This is a genomic window from Nocardioides sp., from assembly GCF_036503465.1.
In the GTDB taxonomy this organism is placed as follows: domain Bacteria; phylum Actinomycetota; class Actinomycetes; order Propionibacteriales; family Nocardioidaceae; genus Nocardioides.
This window is the reverse complement of the sequence record NZ_DASXWU010000095.1, coordinates 105,774-122,049: the sequence shown is the minus strand read 5'-3', so window position 1 is coordinate 122,049 and position 16,276 is coordinate 105,774. Positions and strand designations below refer to the sequence as shown.

The window sequence follows — 16,276 nt, the reverse complement described above, 5'->3', positions numbered from 1 at the left end:
GTGATCGAGCTGCAGCGTGGCGACGAGATGCCCCTGGCCCGGGAGGACGGAGCCCCGCTCGGACGGCTGACCATGGGGCTGGGCTGGGACAAGAAGCCGGGAGCCGGGTTCATGTCCGGCGCCAACACCCCCGACGTCGACCTGGACGCGTCGGCGGTGCAGTTCGCCGGCGAGCAGCTGTTCGACCTCGCCTTCTTCAACCACCTCGAGACCCGCGACGGCGCCGTGAGGCACCTCGGCGACAACATCAGCGGCCGCGGCGAGGGCGACGACGAGCAGATCTCCATCGACCTCGCGACCGTCTACCCACGGGTCGACACCATGCTGTTCCTGGTCAGCAGCTACCAGGGGCACAGCCTCGAGTTCGTGCGCAACGCCTACTGCCGGCTCGTCGACGAGAACGACGAGGAGCTCGCCCGCTTCACGTTGACCGAGGGCGTGCCGCGCACCGGCTTCATGATGGCCAAGATGTTCCGCGACCCCGACAACGCAGACGGGTGGCGGCTGCGGGCGATCGGTCAGGGCATCGCGGTGAAGGTCCCGACCGAGTCCCTCGACGTGCTCCAGCGGTTCGTCTGACCTGTCGTCAGCGCGTGGGGCAGTTCAGCTCCGCGCCATTCGGGTACTCGATCGGGAGCGGACCGCCCGAGACCGGGTAGCGCGCCTCGCCCATCAACGCGACCGCCGGCTGGGCGCCGCTCGCTCGGTCGATGCGCAGCTGCGCCACGACGTGGTCGCCCTCGGGGTGGACCATCGTGCTGACCGTGTCGCCTACGCCGTAGCTGTATCCGAGCACGACCGAGTCGCTCTCCCAGTGGCAGGACTCGAAGCGCTCACCGCCGGGATGGGCGCTGAGATACCAGCCGATGCTCGTCACCACCACCGCCACGACGAGCACGGCGCCCACGACGTACTGCAGCATCCTGCTCATGCCGTCAGTGTTCCGGCTCCGCACCGGCGAACGTCGGACCCTCACCACGATGCGAGCGGTGTCGTTCCTCACGGGGAGGCCGGAGCCTGGCGTCACACTCGTGCAACTCGGAGTTGCAGTCGACGTACCATGCCGTCATGGCCAGTAAGCCGCGGACCCAGCGGCCCGAGCAGAGGCCCGACAGTCGGCGCAGCTCGACCGCCGTACGCCGGCGGGCTCGCGAGTCGGCGATCCTCGCCGCGACCCGGACGCTGTTCGACGAGCGGGGGGTGGCCGAGGCCCAGATCGAGGACATCGCCCGGGCGGTCGGCATCAACCGGGCGATCGTGTATCGCCACTTCACCGGCAAGGAGGAGCTGTTCGCGCTGGCTCTCGTCGGCTACCTCGACGAGCTCGGCGCGGCACTGACCGAGGCGGCCGAGTCGGAGGCGAAGCCACGCGACCAGCTGGCCGTGATCGTCTCGGCGTTCGTGGACTACGGGGTCGCCCACCCGGCATTCGTCGACTGCGCCCACAGCCTGATGCGGCGGACCGGCACGGAGCTCTTCGACGAGATCTCCGAGGGCGCGATGCTGCGGCTGGGTCGCGCCATCGCGTCCTGCCTGGCCGTGCTCCGGCGCGCGCTCGAGGCCGGGGTCGCGAGCGGAGACTTCACCGTCTCCGACCCTGCGCTGCTGGCGAACACGCTGTACGCCACGGGCCTGGGCGGACTCCAGCTGGCGCGGGTCGGCCTGGTCATCGACGAGGCCGCCCCCGGCGTACCCCACGTCGGCCGGATCGGCGCCGAGCAGGTCAAGTCCCTCCTGCTCACCTCCGCCCTGGCCATGGCCCAGGGCTGAACCGAGCGGATAGTACGGATCAGGCCGCCGGTCCGGGGGCCGCCCGGGCCGGCCGCGTGATCCGTACTATCAACGGGTCAGCGCTCCAGGATCGCGGTGACGCCCTGACCGCCGGCGGCGCAGATGGAGATCAGGGCACGGCCGGAGCCCTTCTGCGCCAGCAGCTTGGCCGCAACGTTCAGGATGCGCCCTCCGGTGGCGGCGAACGGGTGGCCGGCCGCGAGCGAGGAGCCGTTCACGTTCAGCTTCGAACGGTCGATCTCACCGAGCACGGAGTCGAGGCGCAGGCGCTCCTTGCAGAAGACCGGGTCGTCCCAGGCCTTGAGCGTCGCGAGCACCTGGGACGCGAACGCCTCGTGGATCTCGTAGTAGTCGAAGTCCTGCAGGGTCAGGCCGTTGCGGGCCAGCAGCCGCGGGACGGCGTACGCCGGAGCCATCAGCAGCCCCTCGTTCCCGTGCACGAAGTCGACGGCGGCGGTCTCGTGGTCGACCAGGAACGCGAGCGGCTCGAGCCCGCGGTCGGCGGCCCAGGCCTCGGAGCCGAGCAGCACGGCGGACGCGCCGTCGGTCAGCGGCGTCGAGTTCCCGGCGGTCATCGTGGCGCCCTCGCCCCTCCCGAAGACCGGCTTCAGCTTCGCCAGCGACTCGGCGGTCGAGTCCGGCCGCAGGTTGGAGTCGCGCTCGAGCCCGCGGAACGGCGTGATCTGGTCGTCGAGGAACCCCGCGTCGTACGCCGCGGCCAGGTGCTGGTGGGACGCGGCGGCCAGCTCGTCCTGCTCCTCGCGTCCGAACCGCCACTCCAGCGCGGTCAGCGCGGCGTGCTCGCCCATCGACAGCCGGGTGCGGGGCTCGCCGTTCTGCGGGATGGACAGCCCGATGTCCGTCGGCCGGATCTGCGCGAGTGCGGTGAGCCGCGACCGCGTGTCCCGGGCGGCGTTGACCTTCATCAGCTTCCTGCGCAGCTTGTCGCTGATCGCGACCGGCGCGTCGGACGTCGTGTCCGCACCTCCGCCGATCCCGACGTCGATCACGCCGAGCGCGATCTTGTCGGCCACGTGGATCGCTGCCTGCAGCCCGGTGCCGCACGCCTGCTGGATGTCGATACCCGGCGTCTCGGCGGCCAGCTTGGACCCGAGCACCGACTCTCGGACCAGGTTGAAGTCGCGCGAGTGCTTGAGCACGGCGCCGGCGACCACCTCACCGACCCGCTCCCCCTCCAGGCCGAAGCGGCTCACCAGCCCGTCGAGGGCCGCGGTGAACATCTCCTGGTTCGACGCGTCGGCGTACGCCGTGTTGGAGCGGGCGAACGGGATGCGGTTGCCGCCGAGGACGGCCACACGGCGCCCGGCGGAGGTCTCGCTGCTCATCCTCCTATCCTGGCCGGAGAGGCCGCCGCGCCCAACCGAATGAGCGGCACGTCACGAAATGTGGACACCGAGTTACACGTGTTGTTACATCTGTGGTCTCGACAGGCTCGACCAGCGAAGGACGACATGACCGACCGCTACCAGGACTTCGTGTCCTCGCCGCTGGGCAGGCTGCTGGTGAAGAACCTCGGTCTGCCCAACCCCGTCAAGCTCGAGCGGTACGCCGCAGGGTCGCCGCTGGTGACCGGGACCGTCGCCGTCGGGGGGTCCGGCCGGCTCGTCGACCAGCTGCCCGGCGTCCTGAAGGCGCTCGACATCGAGAGCACGGAAGCCCCTGATCCGGCCCATCGCTACAAGGGCCTGGTCTTCGACGCGACCGGGCTGACCGACCCGACCCAGCTGGTCGCGCTCCGCAACTACTTCGGCCCGCTGATGCGCAGCCTCGAGACCTGCTCGCGGCTGGTCGTGGTCGGCACCCCGCCGGAGCAGGTGAAGGGCGCCGAGCGCATCGCGCAGCGCGCACTCGAGGGCTTCACCCGCAGCCTCGGCAAGGAGGTCGGCCGTGGTGGCACGGCGCAGCTGCTGTATGTCACCGAGGGCGCCGAGAGCGCGGTCGGCTCGACGCTGGGGTTCCTGCTGTCGCCGAAGTCGGCGTACGTCTCCGGACAGGTGATCAGGGTCGGCACCACTGCGAAGGAGCCCGCCGAGACTTCGGACTGGCAGCGCCCGCTGGCCGGCAAGGTGGCCCTGGTCACCGGCGCCGCCCGCGGCATCGGCGAGCAGATCGCGCGCGTGCTCGCACGCGACGGCGCAACCGTGGTCGGCGTGGACGTCCCCCAGGCGGCCGACGACCTGATCCGGCTCACCAAGGAGCTCGACGGCGACTACCTGACCCTCGACATCACCGCCCAGGACGCTCCGAAGCGGATCGCCCAGCACCTCAGCCAGGCCCACGGCGGCGTCGACGTGGTCGTGCACAACGCCGGGATCACCCGCGACAAGAAGCTCGCCAACATGGACGAGGCCCGCTGGAGCTCTGTGCTCGGCGTCAACCTGGTCGCCCCCGAACGGATCACCGATGAGCTCCTGGCACAGAAGCTCATCCACGACAACGGCCGGATCATCGGGGTCGCCTCGATCGCCGGGATCGCCGGCAACCTCGGTCAGACCAACTACGCCGCCTCCAAGGCGGGCGTGATCGGGTTCGTCGACGCCCTCGCCAGCACCCTGAAGAAGGGGATCACCGTCAACGCCGTGGCACCGGGGTTCATCGAGACCAAGATGACCGCGGCCATGCCGTTCGCCTCCCGCGAGGTCGGCCGCCGGCTCAACGCCATGAGCCAGGCCGGGCTGCCGGTCGACGTCGCCGAGACCGTCGCCTGGTACGCCGACCCGGCGTCCACGGCCGTCAACGGGAACGTCGTACGGGTCTGCGGCCAGATGATGCTGGGCGCATGACGTGATGCCGACCCTGCTCAAGGCGGCGCTGCCCTCGATCCCGGTGGTCAACCAGCTCCCGGGCATCCGCAAGACCGGTGGCGACCCGTCGATGCTCCACGAGGTGCGGAGCGTGACGGTGTCACGCGACCACGTGCGCCGGTACGCCGAGGTGTGCGGCTTCCCGGTCAAGGACACCGCCCCCGTGACCTTCCCGCACGTGCTCGCCTTCCCCCTGCACATGGCCGTGCTCTCGTCACCGGAGTTCCCCTACCCGGCCATCGGGATGCTCCATCTGTCCAACACCATCACCCAGCGCCGACCGGTCGCGATCGGCGAGACCCTGCAGATCGAGGTGCACACCTCCGAGCTACGACCGCACCCGAAGGGCACCTCACTCGACTTCCTCGCCGCAGCCCGCGTGGACGGCGAGATCGTCTGGGAGGACGCGTCGACGTACCTGCGCCGGGGACGACCGCCCGCCGGGTCCTCGTCGGCGGAGCCCGTCGAGCCGGTCGAGACCGTCGAGATCGCCGAGGCCGATCCGGTCCCGGGTCGGGTCAGGTGGCGGCTCGCGGGTGACGTCGGTCGCCGGTACGCCGCGGTGTCGGGTGACCACAACCCGATCCATCTCCACCCGCTCACGGCGAAGGCGTTCGGCTTCCCCCGCCAGATCGCGCACGGGATGTGGAGCCTGGCCCGCTGCGTCGCGGCGCTCGAGAACCGGATTCCCGACGCGGTCACCCTCGAGGCGGCGTTCAAGAAGCCGGTCCTGCTGCCGGGGACGGTCGCCTTCGGTCAGGACGCCGTGGACGACGGCATCGCGTTCGCGCTCACCTCGCCGAAGAACGGCGCCCCCCACGTGGTCGGCAGGACCAGAGAATCCTCCGCCACCAGATGAGCGAGCGGCAGCGCCGGGTCGTCCGCCTCCCCTGACAGGTGGCCCTCGAGCACGCGACGTACGACGCCGGCGACGAGGTCGGCGATCTGCACGCGCGCGTCGTCCCGCGAGTCGACGCGGCGGAACCCCACCAGCCTTCGTCCGGGGTACGACCTCTCGAGCTCGTCGGCGATGGCCGTAACCCGCGCGGGGGTGAGAACCGACTGCTCGTCGTGCACGACGTCGACGTCGCCCAGAGCGCTCCAGTGGTGCACGGTCCACCGGAGGGCCGGCAGGAGAGGCTCGCTGAGGGGTGCGGCCGGGGGTGCCGCGACGTACGTCCGGGCTCGCGCCAGCGCGTCCGGTGACGCCCACGTCGCCACGAAGAGACGGTCGACGGCCTCGGGCACCCGGTCCGCAACGGCGCGCACGACGTCGGCCCACCCCTCGATCGTCTGCCCTAGGCGGCGCCGGCGCCGGATCCACAGCAGGTCACGGGCGGAGCGCAGGAGCTCGCGCTCCCAGGTCGGCGACAGCTCGCCCAACACGGCACTGAGCCGAAGGGCCTGTGCCCAGCTGTGAGGGTCCTCCCGCGCGCTCCACCACCCCTCCGGTGTCGTGTCGGCCAGGACGACCTGAGCGAGCCGAGCCAGTCCGAACAGCCGGGTGTCGGTCACGTGGACCACGGCACGCGCCTGCAGAGGGCCGTCCGGACCGCACAGCCATCTCGCGACGGGATGCGCCCAGGGTCGGTTGAGGCGCGACGCCTTGAGCTCCTGGTCGCCCGCACCGGTACGCCGTCGGATCTCGTCGGCCAGGCCTGCCGCCTCGTCGGGCGCGAGGCGCACGCTGGCGTGGGTGAACACCCGGGTGCCGCCGAACAACGACCCACCCACGAACCCGGACTCGTCGCAGGCGACCTCGACGGTGTCCCGGGCACCGGGAGCGTGCGCGCCTGAGCTCACCGGCCGACCCTAGGCCGGGCCGCTCGGCCGTGCGAGCGGATTACCTCACCGGGTACGCCGGCGGATCAGCCCCTCCTGCGCCACGGTCGCGACGAGAGTGCCGTCCTCGGTGAAGACACGCGCCAGCGACAGCCCGCGCGCCCCGCTCGCCGACGGGGACCACTGGTCGTAGAGCCACCACCGGTCCGCGCGGAACGGTCGGTGGAACCAGATGGTGTGGTCGAGCGACGCCGGCATCAGCTCCGGCGAGCCGATCTCGACGTCGTGCGGCACGAGGGTCGCCCCGAGCAAGGTCAGGTCGCTGGCGTAGGTGAAGGCCGCGATGTGCAGCACCGGGTCGTCGCCGAGCTCGCCGTTCACCCGCACCCAGAGCTGCGCGCGAGCCGGGCGGTCCTTGTCGTCCGCCAGGCTCGTGTGCCCCGGGTACGCCGTGTTGCCGAGGTAGCGGGTGTCGAGGGCCGCCCACTCCTTGGCGAAGTCGGCCGCCGACCGCTTGTCGCCGGACCGCAGCTCCGCGATCTGCGCGAAGGTGAGCCCCTGGTCGGGACCGGGAACGACCGGCATCGCGTCCTGGTGCTCGAAGCCCTCCTCAGGGCGCTGGAAGTTCGCCGTCAGGTAGAAGATCGGATGCCCGTGCTGCCGGGCCACCACGCGCCGGGTCTCGAACGAGCGGCCGTCACGGATCCGCTCGGCGTCGTAGATGATCGGCACGGTCGTGTCGCCCGGACGGAGGAAGTAGGCGTGCAGCGAGTGCACGTCGAGCCCCTCGTCGACGGTCCGGATCGCGGCGATCAGGGCCTGCGCGGCGACCTGCCCCCCGAAGACACGCTGCCGGTCGGTGTCGGGGCTGCGTCCCCGGAAGAGGTCGGTGTCCAGGGTCTCGATGTCGAGGAGCTCCACGAGCTCCGCGGCTGAGGACGGCATCAGGCGTTGTCCTCGGGTCCGTCCAGACCCGCCAGGAACTGCTCGAACTGCCGACCGATCTCCTCCCCGGTCGGGATCGGCTCATCCTCGGCGAGCAGGCTGCTCCCCTCTTCCGCGGCGCGCGCGAAGGCGTCGTACTGCTGCTCGAGCGCCTGGACCACCTCGAGCACCTCGGCGTTCGCCGCGAGGTACGTCGCGATCTCCTCGTCGCGCGAGCGGGCGGCCTCGCGGAGGTCGGTCAGGTCGACGGCGATGCCGGCGCCACGCTCGACGTGCTCGAGCAGGGACACCGACGCCTCGGGGTAGTCCAGCTGCGCAAGGTAGTGCGGGATGTGGGCCACGAAGCCCATCGCGTCGTGCCCGGTCTCGCCGAGCCGTACCTCGAGCAGCGCCTGGGCGCTCGAGGGGATGCGCAGCTCACCCCGCCACGGGCTGTCGGCGGCCAGCAGGGACGGGTTGTTCGCGTGGTGCGTGATCGCGATCGGCCGGGTGTGCGGCACCGCCATCGGGACCGCGCCGAGTCCGACGACCCGGCTGACGCGGAGCTGCTCGACCACATGACGGACCGTCGCGGCGAACGCCTCCCACTTGTTGTCCGGCTCCGGACCGTGCATGAGGAGGTACGGCGTGCCGGCGTCGTCGCCGAGCAGCCGCACGACGAGCCGCGGGGCGTCGTACTGCTCGTAGTGGTCGCGCACGAACGACATCGCCGGCCGTCGCGCCCGGTAGTCGTGGAACTCGTCGACCTCGAAGGTCGCGACCACGCGGCCGCCCCCCGACTCGTTGACGAGATGCCGTGCGGCGATGGCGGCCGAACTCCCCGCGTCGAGGAACCCGTCGAGGACGAGCACCATCGCGAGCTCGTGGAGTCCGTCGAGCTCGGGCACGTCGTCGACGATGTGGACCAGTCGGTCGGGATCGGGCACGGGAACCTCTCGGGTCGGGGACAGACCTCAGCGTCCGAGACGTCCAGCCTATTCCGGCGTGCGATGCTCACGAACGAGGCTCTCGACCGGACGAACCTTTCGACGGCCACGACTCGTCTGGATGTGGGAGACGGGAGCAGCGCCACTCGGGACGGAGGATCACGGTGGGTCGACGGGACCGGTCCGAGTTCGCCGAGTTCGCGCTCGCGCGGGCCGGCGCGCTGCACCGGGCGGCGTACCTGATGGTGGGCGAGACCCAGCTCGCCCAGGACCTCGTGCAGGAAGCGCTGACCAAGACGTACGTCGCGTGGCCGCGGCTGCGCGACCCGCGCAACGCGGAGGCCTACTGCCGCAAGGCGATCACGACGACTGCGATCTCGTGGTTCCGCCGCAAGGGCTGGGACAACGAGCGACCGACCGAGGTGCTGCCGGAGGACTCGGAGGGTTCCGCCGGTCACGAGTCGGCGGTCGCCCAGAGGGATGCCGTCTGGCGAGCCCTGCGGGATCTTCCGCCACGTCAGCGGGCGGCACTCGTGCTGCGTTTCTACCAGGACCTGACCGAGGCACAGACGGCCGAGGCGATGGGCTGTGCGGTCGGCACGGTCAAGAGCCAGGTCTCCGCCGGACTGGCCAAGCTCCGCGAACGGCTCGGCGACGACGTCGAGCTGCTCTCGTCCGAGGAGGCGATGACCCGATGACCGGACAGCTGCGCACCACCCTGCATGCTCGGGCCGACGACCTGGCGCCGTGGAACCCAGACCCGGAGGCGCTCGCGAGGGCCGGCGACCGACGGCTGCGACGCCGGCGTACCGCGCTGGCAGGCGGGTTGGCCGGAGCGCTCGTCATCGCCGGCGCCGTGGCACTGGTCGCCCGAGGCGACCGCCCGTCGCATCCGCAGCCGGCCGATGAGAACGCGAGGCCGCTGACGTACGCCGTCGGCAGCGTCATCCACACGGGCGCAGGCCAGGTCGACGTCGGCGTCAAGGTCGAGTCGATGGTGCAGACGAAGTGGGGGTTCGTCTTCAGCACACCGGACCACCAGGTGTTCTCCGAGCAGGACGGCGACGTACACCAGATCGGGCAGATCCCGGCCGACGGCAGGCTGGTCGAGAGCGACGACGGGTGGGTCACCGCCTGGTGGGACGGACGGGTGATCCGGACCTGGCCCGGTTACGGGCCCGGCGAGCCGGGACCGACCGTCGCGTTCGACCGGACCAGCCCGCGAGGCCCGACCTCCGGCTGGCCGAGCGGATCTCCCCCACGCCTCGACGCAGTCTCCGACGGGCATGTCTGGTACTTCGACGGCAGGGAGGCGTACATCTCGGAGAGCTGGCCGTTGCGGACAACCGCATTGTGGAAGGACACCAACCCTCCCGGCTCCGGGACGGTCGTCGACGCGGCCGGCGACCAGGTGCTGGTCGGCGTGGACGGCGGCATGGCCGTGACGACGGCCAACCTGCTGCCTTGGCCGATCGGTGACCAGAAGGGCTGGAAGCCGGGCGGCGACCTGGCCGGCCTGAGGCCTCAGGTCCCCAACGTCGACCGAGGCGACCTCGCGCCCGACGGGAAGCATTGGTTCACCGACGAGAACGACGAGTTCGCGGTCTTCGACTCGGCCACGGGCCAACGGCAGGACCCGGCCCATCCGGGCTACGCGTTCGCCGCGCCGTACCAGTGGCTGGGCGACGACACGATGGCCGTCCTGGCGCTGAAGGACACCTCGGACAGCGGACCGATCTCGCTGCTCACCTGCCACGTGTCGACCAACGACTGCCACGTCACGGCGTCCGACGTCGGGCACCTGAGCGACGTCACGCTGCCCACCGGCACCGGCTGATCAACCCGCGCAGTCGCCGTCCGCCGGGGCAGTCGCACTGCTTCGCGAGCGTGCCGTCAGCCTCGACTGGGTCGTGATCCCCTCGAAGCGGCGGATCATCCGCCTAGGCCGGTAATCCGCCGCTCCGAATCGGCACAGGCTCGTGGCCCTCGGCGGCGAGGCGCTCCACGACGCCGCGGGCGATGGTCTGCGCGTTCAGGCCGATCCGGTCGAGGATCGCCTGCCGCTCGGCGTGTGCCAGGAACTCCTGGGGGACGCCGTGCAGGGAGAAGGGCGTGGTCACGCCCTCCTCGGTCAGCAGCTGGAGGAGGGCCGAGCCGACCCCGCCGACACGGCCGTTGTCCTCGATGCTGACCACGAGCCGGTGGTCGCGGGCGAGGCCGACCAGGGCCGGATCGACCGGCTTGACCCAGCGCGGGTCGACGACGGTCACGCCGATCCCCTGGGCCGTGAGGCGTTCGGCCACGTCGAGCGAGACCTCCGCCATCGAGCCGATGCCCACCACGAGCACGTCCTTGGTCCCGCTGCGCACCAGCACGTCACACCCACCGACGCGGTCGACCGCGGGGATGTCCTCGGGCGGTGCCCCCTTGGTCTTCGGGAGCCGGAGCACGGTCGGGGCGTCGTTGACGTCGACGGCCTCCCGCAGGAGCTCGCGCACCCGGGCGCCGTCGCGCGGCGCGGCGATCCGGAGGCCGGGCACGACCTGGAGGATCGACAGGTCCCACATGCCGTTGTGGCTCGGGCCGTCGGTGCCGGTGATGCCGGCCCGGTCGAGGACGAAGGTGACGCCGCACTTGTGCAGCGCGACGTCCATCAGCACCTGGTCGAAGGCTCGGTTCAGGAACGTCGCGTAGATCGCGACCACCGGGTGGAGGCCGCCCATCGCCAGCCCGGCGGCGCTGGTGGTGGCGTGCTGCTCGGCGATGCCGACGTCGAAGGTCCGCCCCGGGTACGCCGCCGCGAACGGCGCGAGTCCTACCGGGTAGAGCATCGCGGCGGTGATGCCGACGATGTCCTGGCGCTCCTTGCCGAGCGCGACCATCTCCTCGGTGAAGTAGTCGGTCCAGATCCGTCCGGCGGGCCTGGCCTCGCCGGTCTCGACGTCGAACGCTCCCACCTGGTGGAACTGGTCGGTCTCGTTGCGCTCGGCCGGGTTGTAGCCGAACCCCTTGTGCGTGATCACGTGGACGATCACCGGGCCGCCGAAGCGTCGGGCCTGGCCGAGCGCCTGCTCGACGGCCTGCCGGTCGTGCCCGTCGATGGGCCCGACGTACTTCAGGCCGAGGTCCTCGAACATGCCCTGCGGGGCGAGAGCGTCCTTCATCCCCTTCTTCATCGCGTGCAGGGTGTCGTAGACGGCCGGTCCGACACCCTTCACCTTGTTCAGGCGCTTCTTGACGAGGTCGAGCATCTCCTCGTATCGCGGGTTGGTGCGCAGCGTGGCCAGGTGGGTGGCGAGCCCGCCGACGGTCGGCTGGTAGGAGCGGCCGTTGTCGTTGACGACCATGATCAGCTTGCGGTCGCTGCCCATGGCGATGTTGTTGAGGGCCTCCCAGGCCATGCCTCCGGTGAGGGCACCGTCACCGATCACGGCCACGACGTACCGGTCCTCGCCGCGCAGGGCATACGCCTTGGCCAGTCCGTCGGCGTAGGAGAGGGAGGTCGACGCGTGGGAGTTCTCGACGGTGTCGTGCTCGGACTCGCCCCGGTTGGGGTAGCCCGACAGCCCGCCCTCGGTGCGCAGGCCGTCGAACTGCGTGGCCCGGCCGGTCAGCATCTTGTGCACGTAGGCCTGGTGGCCGGTGTCCCAGACGATCCGGTCGCGCGGTGAGTCGAACATCCGGTGGATGGCCAGGGTCAGCTCGACGACCCCGAGGTTCGGGCCGAGGTGGCCTCCGCGGGGCGCACAGGTGCGCACGAGCTCGTCGCGGATCTCCGAGGCCAGGGCCTCGAGCTGAGCGTCGGTGAGGTCTCGGAGGTCGGCAGGTGAGGTGACCTGCTCCAGCAGTCCCATCGACGTCCCTTCGGTCGGCGCGGCGTCCCGACGAGTCTAGACAGGACCCCCTGGCGGACCGGATTCGCGGGAGCGCCGGGCTCAGCCGAGCGCCGGCTGCGCTCCTGGCTTCAGGCGGACGCCGTCCAGGTAGACGACCATGGTGTGCACCTCGAAGGCGGTCCGGGGGTACTGCAGCTGCAGCCAGTTCCCGTCGTCGGCGCGGACGGCGAGGATTGTGTCGTCGGCGTTCTCGGTGTTCACGTAGAACGTGCGCCCGTCGAAGTGCTCGACCGAGCCGACGCCGTAGTCCTCCTTGCCGTCGCTGAGCATCACGACCAGCTGACCCGCGAACGTGTCCAGGTCCGCGTCGCTCCCGTCGCGGCTGATCATCACGTACTGCGGCCTGTCTCCCACCACGTGCCAGCCGGGCGGGGGCGTCGGGACGTCGAAGTACGTCGTCCGCAGCGGCGCCGAGGACGTCGGTCCGTCGGTCGGCTGGATCTCGGTGGTGGTCTCGTGGTGCACCGACAGCGCGGTGTACGTCGCACCTCCGGCGACCACCAACCCTCCGGTGACGCCCAGGGCCGCCCATCGCGCACGCCGCCGGCGCAGTGCGCGGTGCCCGCGTCGCAGGTCGGCGGCAACGTCCAGCCCGGCCGGATGCTCGGCGGGGTGCTCGGCCGCTTCCTCGAGAAGAGTCTGGAGTCCGGTCATCGGTTCGGTCCTTCCTGGGTGGTGAGGGGTGCGCCGAGCACCTCGCGGAGCCGGTTCAGAGCCTTGGCGTTCTGGGACTTGACGGTGCCCTCGCTGCACCCCAGCGCGTGGGCGGTCGCGGCGACGTCGTACTGCAGGAAGTGCCGGAGCACCACCACCGCGCGCTGGCGCGGCGGGAGCCCGTGCAGCGCGGCCAGCACCGTCGACCGGGTCTCGTGGTCGACGGCCGGCTCGGCGGTGTCCGGGGTGATCTCGGTGGGCACCTCGCGACGGCGGTGGGCGCGGCGCCGCTCGTCCAGGAACGCGTTGGTGAGCGCGCGGAAGCCGTAGGCGACCGGGTCGTCGGCCCGCCGGACCCGCGGCCAGTACACGTACAGCCGGGTCAGCGCCACCTGCACCACGTCCTCAGCCTCGGCGTGGTCGCCGGCGGTCAGCAGCCGCGCCGTCCGCACGAGTCGCACGCGCTGGGCCGCGACGTACTCACTGAACTCGGCGTCCCGGATCTCCTGCCGCACACGCCCTCCTGCCTCCGACGTCCCGACGTCCCGCTCCCTGCCTCACTGGTACGACGGGCACGGCGGCGCCGACGGTTGCCTCACGGCACAGGTTCCTCAGAGGTCGACGACCGCGATCGCCGGCTCCTCCAGGCTCCCGAGCCAGAGCCGGCCGTCGTGCTCCCGAACCCCAGTCACCATGTGGAAGTCGTCGGCAGGAGCGTCGATGTCGTGCACGAGTCGGCCCCCGTCGTCGAAGGCCTGCGCCCGGACGGTCCGTCCCGGCTGGGGCTGGAGCCGCTGCGGGACCTTCGTGACCGAGCTCCGCAGCAGCCGCGGACACCGCTGGAGCCTCTCGACCAGGGCGTCGCGGGGCGAAGCGATGCTCACCCAGATCAGGCCGTCGCTTCCCCGGGCGATGTTGTCCGGATAGCCGGGCAGGTCCTCGGCCAGCAGGTCGCGGTCGCCCGCCAGCGGGCCGGTGAGCCAGCGCCGTACGACGGTCCGGGCGGCGGTCTCGGCGACCGCGACGTACGACTCGTCCGCGGCCAGCGCGACGCCGTTGGCGAACCGCAGGCCGTCGATCACCACGTCGACCTCGCCGTCGGTGTCCAGGCGCAGCAGGCGCCCGGTGGCGGTGTCCTGCACGAAGTCCTCGCGCCAGCGGTCGATCCCGTAGTGGGCGGAGCTGTCCGAGAACCAGACCGTGCCGTCGCCCGCGACCGCGGCGTTGTTGCAGAACGCCATCGGGACCCCGGCCACCCGATCGACCACTACCTCGATCCCGCCCGTGCCCGGGTCGACACGGAGGACGCCCTTCTCGGCATCGCAGACCAGGAGGCGTCCTTCGAGGTCGATCTCGATGCCCAGTGGGCGACCTCCGGTGTCGGCGACCGCGTCGATCCGCTCGCCGTCGTCCCGCACCCGCCAGATCGTGCCGTCGCCCGTCCCGGTGAACGCCGCACCGGCGTCGGGCCCGTCCGGCGCCACGACGACGTCCTCGGCTCCCGGGCCCGGAACGGGGATGACCCGCATGGTCACGATGTCATCGCCCGGTACGACTCGGACCCGAGGAACGCCGGCACGGCCAGCGTTCCGGTCATGGTCAGGTCGAGCCGGCGGGCGCGGTCCGGCTCGACGAAGACGATCTGCCGCCCCTCGCGACAGTCGATGTCGTCGTCGGTCAGGTCGACCCGTGCGACGTACAGGTGGACGTGGTCGACCGAGCCGTAGTGCGGGTGGTACACCTCGAAGGTCTCGAAGTGCCGCAGCGTTCCGGGCTCGAGCTCGACTCCGGTCTCCTCCTCGACCTCGCGGTAGGTGCCGGCCTCGGGGTCCTCGCCGTGCTCGAGATGGCCGCCGGGCAGCCCCCAACGGTCGGGGTCGATCGGGGCGTGCTCGTCGCGCTCCTGCAGCAGCACCCGCCCCTGGGCGTCGACGAGGACGGCGCAGCCGAAGCTGTGCGGCTCGAGCCGGCCGAACCGCTCCACGTACGCCGGATGGCCGAACACCCGCGGAAGCCCGTGCACGATGTTCCGGCTCCACGGCAGGGTGCTTATCGTGCGCGGGTCGACGAACACGATCCGACGTCCCTCGTGGCAGACGACGTCGTCGTCGGTGAGGTCGGTGAGGGCCAGGAAGAGGGACACGTCGTGCTCGTCACCGCAGTCGTCGCAGAAGTAGACGTAGGAGTCCACGAGGGTGAGCTCGACGCCGGTGACCTCCGTCTCCTCCGCGAGCTCTCGGACCGCCGCCTCGGCGAAGGTCTCGCCCTCCTCGACCGCACCGCCGACGAGTGCCCACTGGTCGGGGTTGACGGGGGCCTTGTCGTCGCGTTCCTGGAGGAGCGGCCAGCCTCGACGGTCGATGAGGACGATGCCCACCAGACGACGGCTCACGCCTCGACGTTATCGACCCGTGTGACCGTCGAGGTACGCGGCCACCAGGCCGCCGATCGTCTCCAGGTGGTAGCCGCCCTCCTGGACCAGCACCGACGGGACGCCGAGCGAGCCGAGCAGGCGCCCGGCCGCGGCGTACCCCTCGGCGGAGACCTGGAGCGGGCTCTCGGGGTCTTCCGCGGCGGCGTCGACCCCCAGAGAGACGACGAGGGCGTCGGCGCCGGCGGCGTACTCAGTCAGCTCGCGCACCGCCTCGAGCCACTGCCGGTCGCCGGTGCCCTCGGGCAGCGGGAGGTTGCGGGTGGCGCCCTCGCCGGCGCCGGAGCCCGTCTCGTGGGCGTGCCCGAAGAAGTGGGGGAACCAGCCGGCGCCGGGGTCGACGTGGAGCGAGCCGTAGCGGACGTCGGCGCGCTCCCAGAAGATCGCCTGCGTGCCGTTCCCGTGATGGGCGTCGAGGTCGACGACCGCGACCGTGGCGTGCCCGGCATCGCGGAGCGCCTGGGCGGCCACGGCCGCGTTGTTCAGGTAGCAGGAGCCGCCGTAGCCGTCACGGGTGGCGTGGTGGCCGGGCGGCCGGCAGAGGGCGTACGCCGTGGGGGCGCCGTCGGCGACGAGGTCCACCGCGGTCAGGGCACAGTCGACCGCGGCGCGGGCGGCCGACCAGGTGCCCGGCCCGACGAGAGTCATCGTGTCGTAGCCGAACTGGCCGGCCCGGCCGTGCGTCGCCGCCGCCGTGGTCATGGGCATGCCCTGGGTCATCGCGGGTGTCGGGAAGACGTACGGCACCACGCGGTCCTGCCCGACCAGCTCGTCGTACGGGCCCTCCATCCATTTGTCGTGGACGGTGCGGAGGTGGTCGACGAGCACCGAGGCGTGCACCCTGTTCAGGACGTCGTCGTCGTGCTCCGTCGCCTCCACCCGTTCGTGGTCGCTCAGGGTGTCGAGGATCCGGTCGACCCGTTCGGGCAGCTCCGTTCCGTCCGTGGGCACCCCGACCCACACCTCGCGCATCGGCTCGTGGCGACGCGTCTCGGGCGACCAGACGACCGGAATGCTCACCCGCGC

Annotated in this window: 17 protein-coding genes; 6 read left to right on the top strand and 11 right to left on the bottom strand. The window is 71.5% G+C overall.

Annotated elements, in window-relative coordinates:
- Positions 1-579 carry a TerD family protein gene (locus VGK78_RS17695; protein ID WP_331529045.1) on the top strand — a complete coding sequence of 193 codons (579 nt, stop codon included), beginning with the start codon at positions 1-3 and terminating at the stop codon, positions 577-579.
- A 7-nt stretch (positions 580-586) separates the two neighbouring features.
- On the opposite strand, the gene VGK78_RS17690 is transcribed toward VGK78_RS17695, so the two are convergent.
- Positions 587-931: a hypothetical protein gene (locus VGK78_RS17690; RefSeq protein WP_331529044.1), complete on the bottom strand. Its 345-nt coding sequence runs from the start codon at positions 929-931 to the stop codon at positions 587-589.
- A gap of 137 nt (positions 932-1,068) precedes the next feature.
- Here VGK78_RS17690 and VGK78_RS17685 point away from each other — a divergent pair, with 137 nt between their 5' ends.
- A complete protein-coding gene (locus tag VGK78_RS17685; protein ID WP_331529043.1) occupies positions 1,069-1,770 on the top strand; it encodes a TetR/AcrR family transcriptional regulator in 702 nt (233 codons plus the stop codon).
- Positions 1,771-1,847: 77 nt separating this feature from the next.
- Here the strand turns inward: VGK78_RS17685 and VGK78_RS17680 are convergent, their stop codons facing one another.
- The gene (locus VGK78_RS17680) at positions 1,848-3,137 is read right to left on the bottom strand and encodes an acetyl-CoA C-acetyltransferase (RefSeq protein WP_331529042.1); all 1,290 of its coding nucleotides are present in this window, start codon (positions 3,135-3,137) and stop codon (positions 1,848-1,850) included.
- Positions 3,138-3,263: 126 nt separating this feature from the next.
- On the opposite strand from VGK78_RS17680, the gene VGK78_RS17675 reads away from it, so the two are divergent.
- Both VGK78_RS17675 and VGK78_RS17670 read left to right on the top strand, forming a co-directional pair.
- The gene (locus tag VGK78_RS17675; protein ID WP_331529041.1) at positions 3,264-4,595 is read left to right on the top strand and encodes a 3-oxoacyl-ACP reductase; all 1,332 of its coding nucleotides are present in this window, start codon (positions 3,264-3,266) and stop codon (positions 4,593-4,595) included.
- A gap of 4 nt (positions 4,596-4,599) precedes the next feature.
- Positions 4,600-5,475, top strand: a complete 876-nt coding sequence (locus VGK78_RS17670; RefSeq protein WP_331529040.1) for a MaoC/PaaZ C-terminal domain-containing protein — start codon at positions 4,600-4,602, stop codon at positions 5,473-5,475.
- On the opposite strand, the gene VGK78_RS17665 is transcribed toward VGK78_RS17670, so the two are convergent.
- From VGK78_RS17665 to VGK78_RS17655, 3 genes are read right to left on the bottom strand one after another with little or no spacing between them, the layout of a single operon-like run.
- Positions 5,373-6,419: a hypothetical protein gene (locus VGK78_RS17665; RefSeq protein ID WP_331529039.1), complete on the bottom strand. Its 1,047-nt coding sequence runs from the start codon at positions 6,417-6,419 to the stop codon at positions 5,373-5,375. The two genes, VGK78_RS17670 and VGK78_RS17665, sit on opposite strands and share 103 nt — an antisense overlap.
- A 45-nt stretch (positions 6,420-6,464) precedes the next feature.
- On the bottom strand, positions 6,465-7,343 hold the full coding sequence (locus VGK78_RS17660; protein ID WP_331529038.1) for an acyl-CoA thioesterase II: 879 nt from the start codon (positions 7,341-7,343) through the stop codon (positions 6,465-6,467).
- Positions 7,343-8,269 (bottom strand): PAC2 family protein, encoded by a 927-nt coding sequence (locus VGK78_RS17655; RefSeq protein WP_331529037.1) that lies wholly within the window; start codon positions 8,267-8,269, stop codon positions 7,343-7,345. The genes VGK78_RS17660 and VGK78_RS17655 overlap by 1 nt, the downstream gene beginning before the upstream one ends.
- A 164-nt stretch (positions 8,270-8,433) precedes the next feature.
- Here VGK78_RS17655 and VGK78_RS17650 point away from each other — a divergent pair, with 164 nt between their 5' ends.
- A complete protein-coding gene (locus VGK78_RS17650) occupies positions 8,434-8,967 on the top strand; it encodes a SigE family RNA polymerase sigma factor (protein ID WP_331529036.1) in 534 nt (177 codons plus the stop codon).
- Positions 8,964-10,106 carry a hypothetical protein gene (locus VGK78_RS17645; RefSeq protein ID WP_331529035.1) on the top strand — a complete coding sequence of 381 codons (1,143 nt, stop codon included), beginning with the start codon at positions 8,964-8,966 and terminating at the stop codon, positions 10,104-10,106. Before VGK78_RS17650 ends, VGK78_RS17645 begins: the two co-directional genes overlap by 4 nt.
- A 103-nt stretch (positions 10,107-10,209) precedes the next feature.
- Here the strand turns inward: VGK78_RS17645 and dxs are convergent, their stop codons facing one another.
- The 6 genes from dxs to VGK78_RS17615 form a co-directional block, all read right to left on the bottom strand.
- On the bottom strand, positions 10,210-12,123 hold the full coding sequence (dxs, locus tag VGK78_RS17640; protein WP_331529034.1) for a 1-deoxy-D-xylulose-5-phosphate synthase: 1,914 nt from the start codon (positions 12,121-12,123) through the stop codon (positions 10,210-10,212).
- Positions 12,124-12,204: 81 nt separating this feature from the next.
- A complete protein-coding gene (locus VGK78_RS17635; protein WP_331529033.1) occupies positions 12,205-12,819 on the bottom strand; it encodes a hypothetical protein in 615 nt (204 codons plus the stop codon).
- The gene (locus VGK78_RS17630) at positions 12,816-13,334 is read right to left on the bottom strand and encodes a SigE family RNA polymerase sigma factor (RefSeq protein ID WP_331529032.1); all 519 of its coding nucleotides are present in this window, start codon (positions 13,332-13,334) and stop codon (positions 12,816-12,818) included. Before VGK78_RS17630 ends, VGK78_RS17635 begins: the two co-directional genes overlap by 4 nt.
- 96 nt (positions 13,335-13,430) lie before the next feature.
- Positions 13,431-14,348: an SMP-30/gluconolactonase/LRE family protein gene (locus VGK78_RS17625; protein ID WP_331529061.1), complete on the bottom strand. Its 918-nt coding sequence runs from the start codon at positions 14,346-14,348 to the stop codon at positions 13,431-13,433.
- A 2-nt stretch (positions 14,349-14,350) separates the two neighbouring features.
- Positions 14,351-15,211: an NUDIX hydrolase gene (locus tag VGK78_RS17620; RefSeq protein WP_331529031.1), complete on the bottom strand. Its 861-nt coding sequence runs from the start codon at positions 15,209-15,211 to the stop codon at positions 14,351-14,353.
- Between the two features lie 9 nt (positions 15,212-15,220).
- Positions 15,221-16,270 (bottom strand): histone deacetylase family protein, encoded by a 1,050-nt coding sequence (locus tag VGK78_RS17615; RefSeq protein ID WP_331529030.1) that lies wholly within the window; start codon positions 16,268-16,270, stop codon positions 15,221-15,223.
- Positions 16,271-16,276 lie beyond the last annotated feature (6 nt).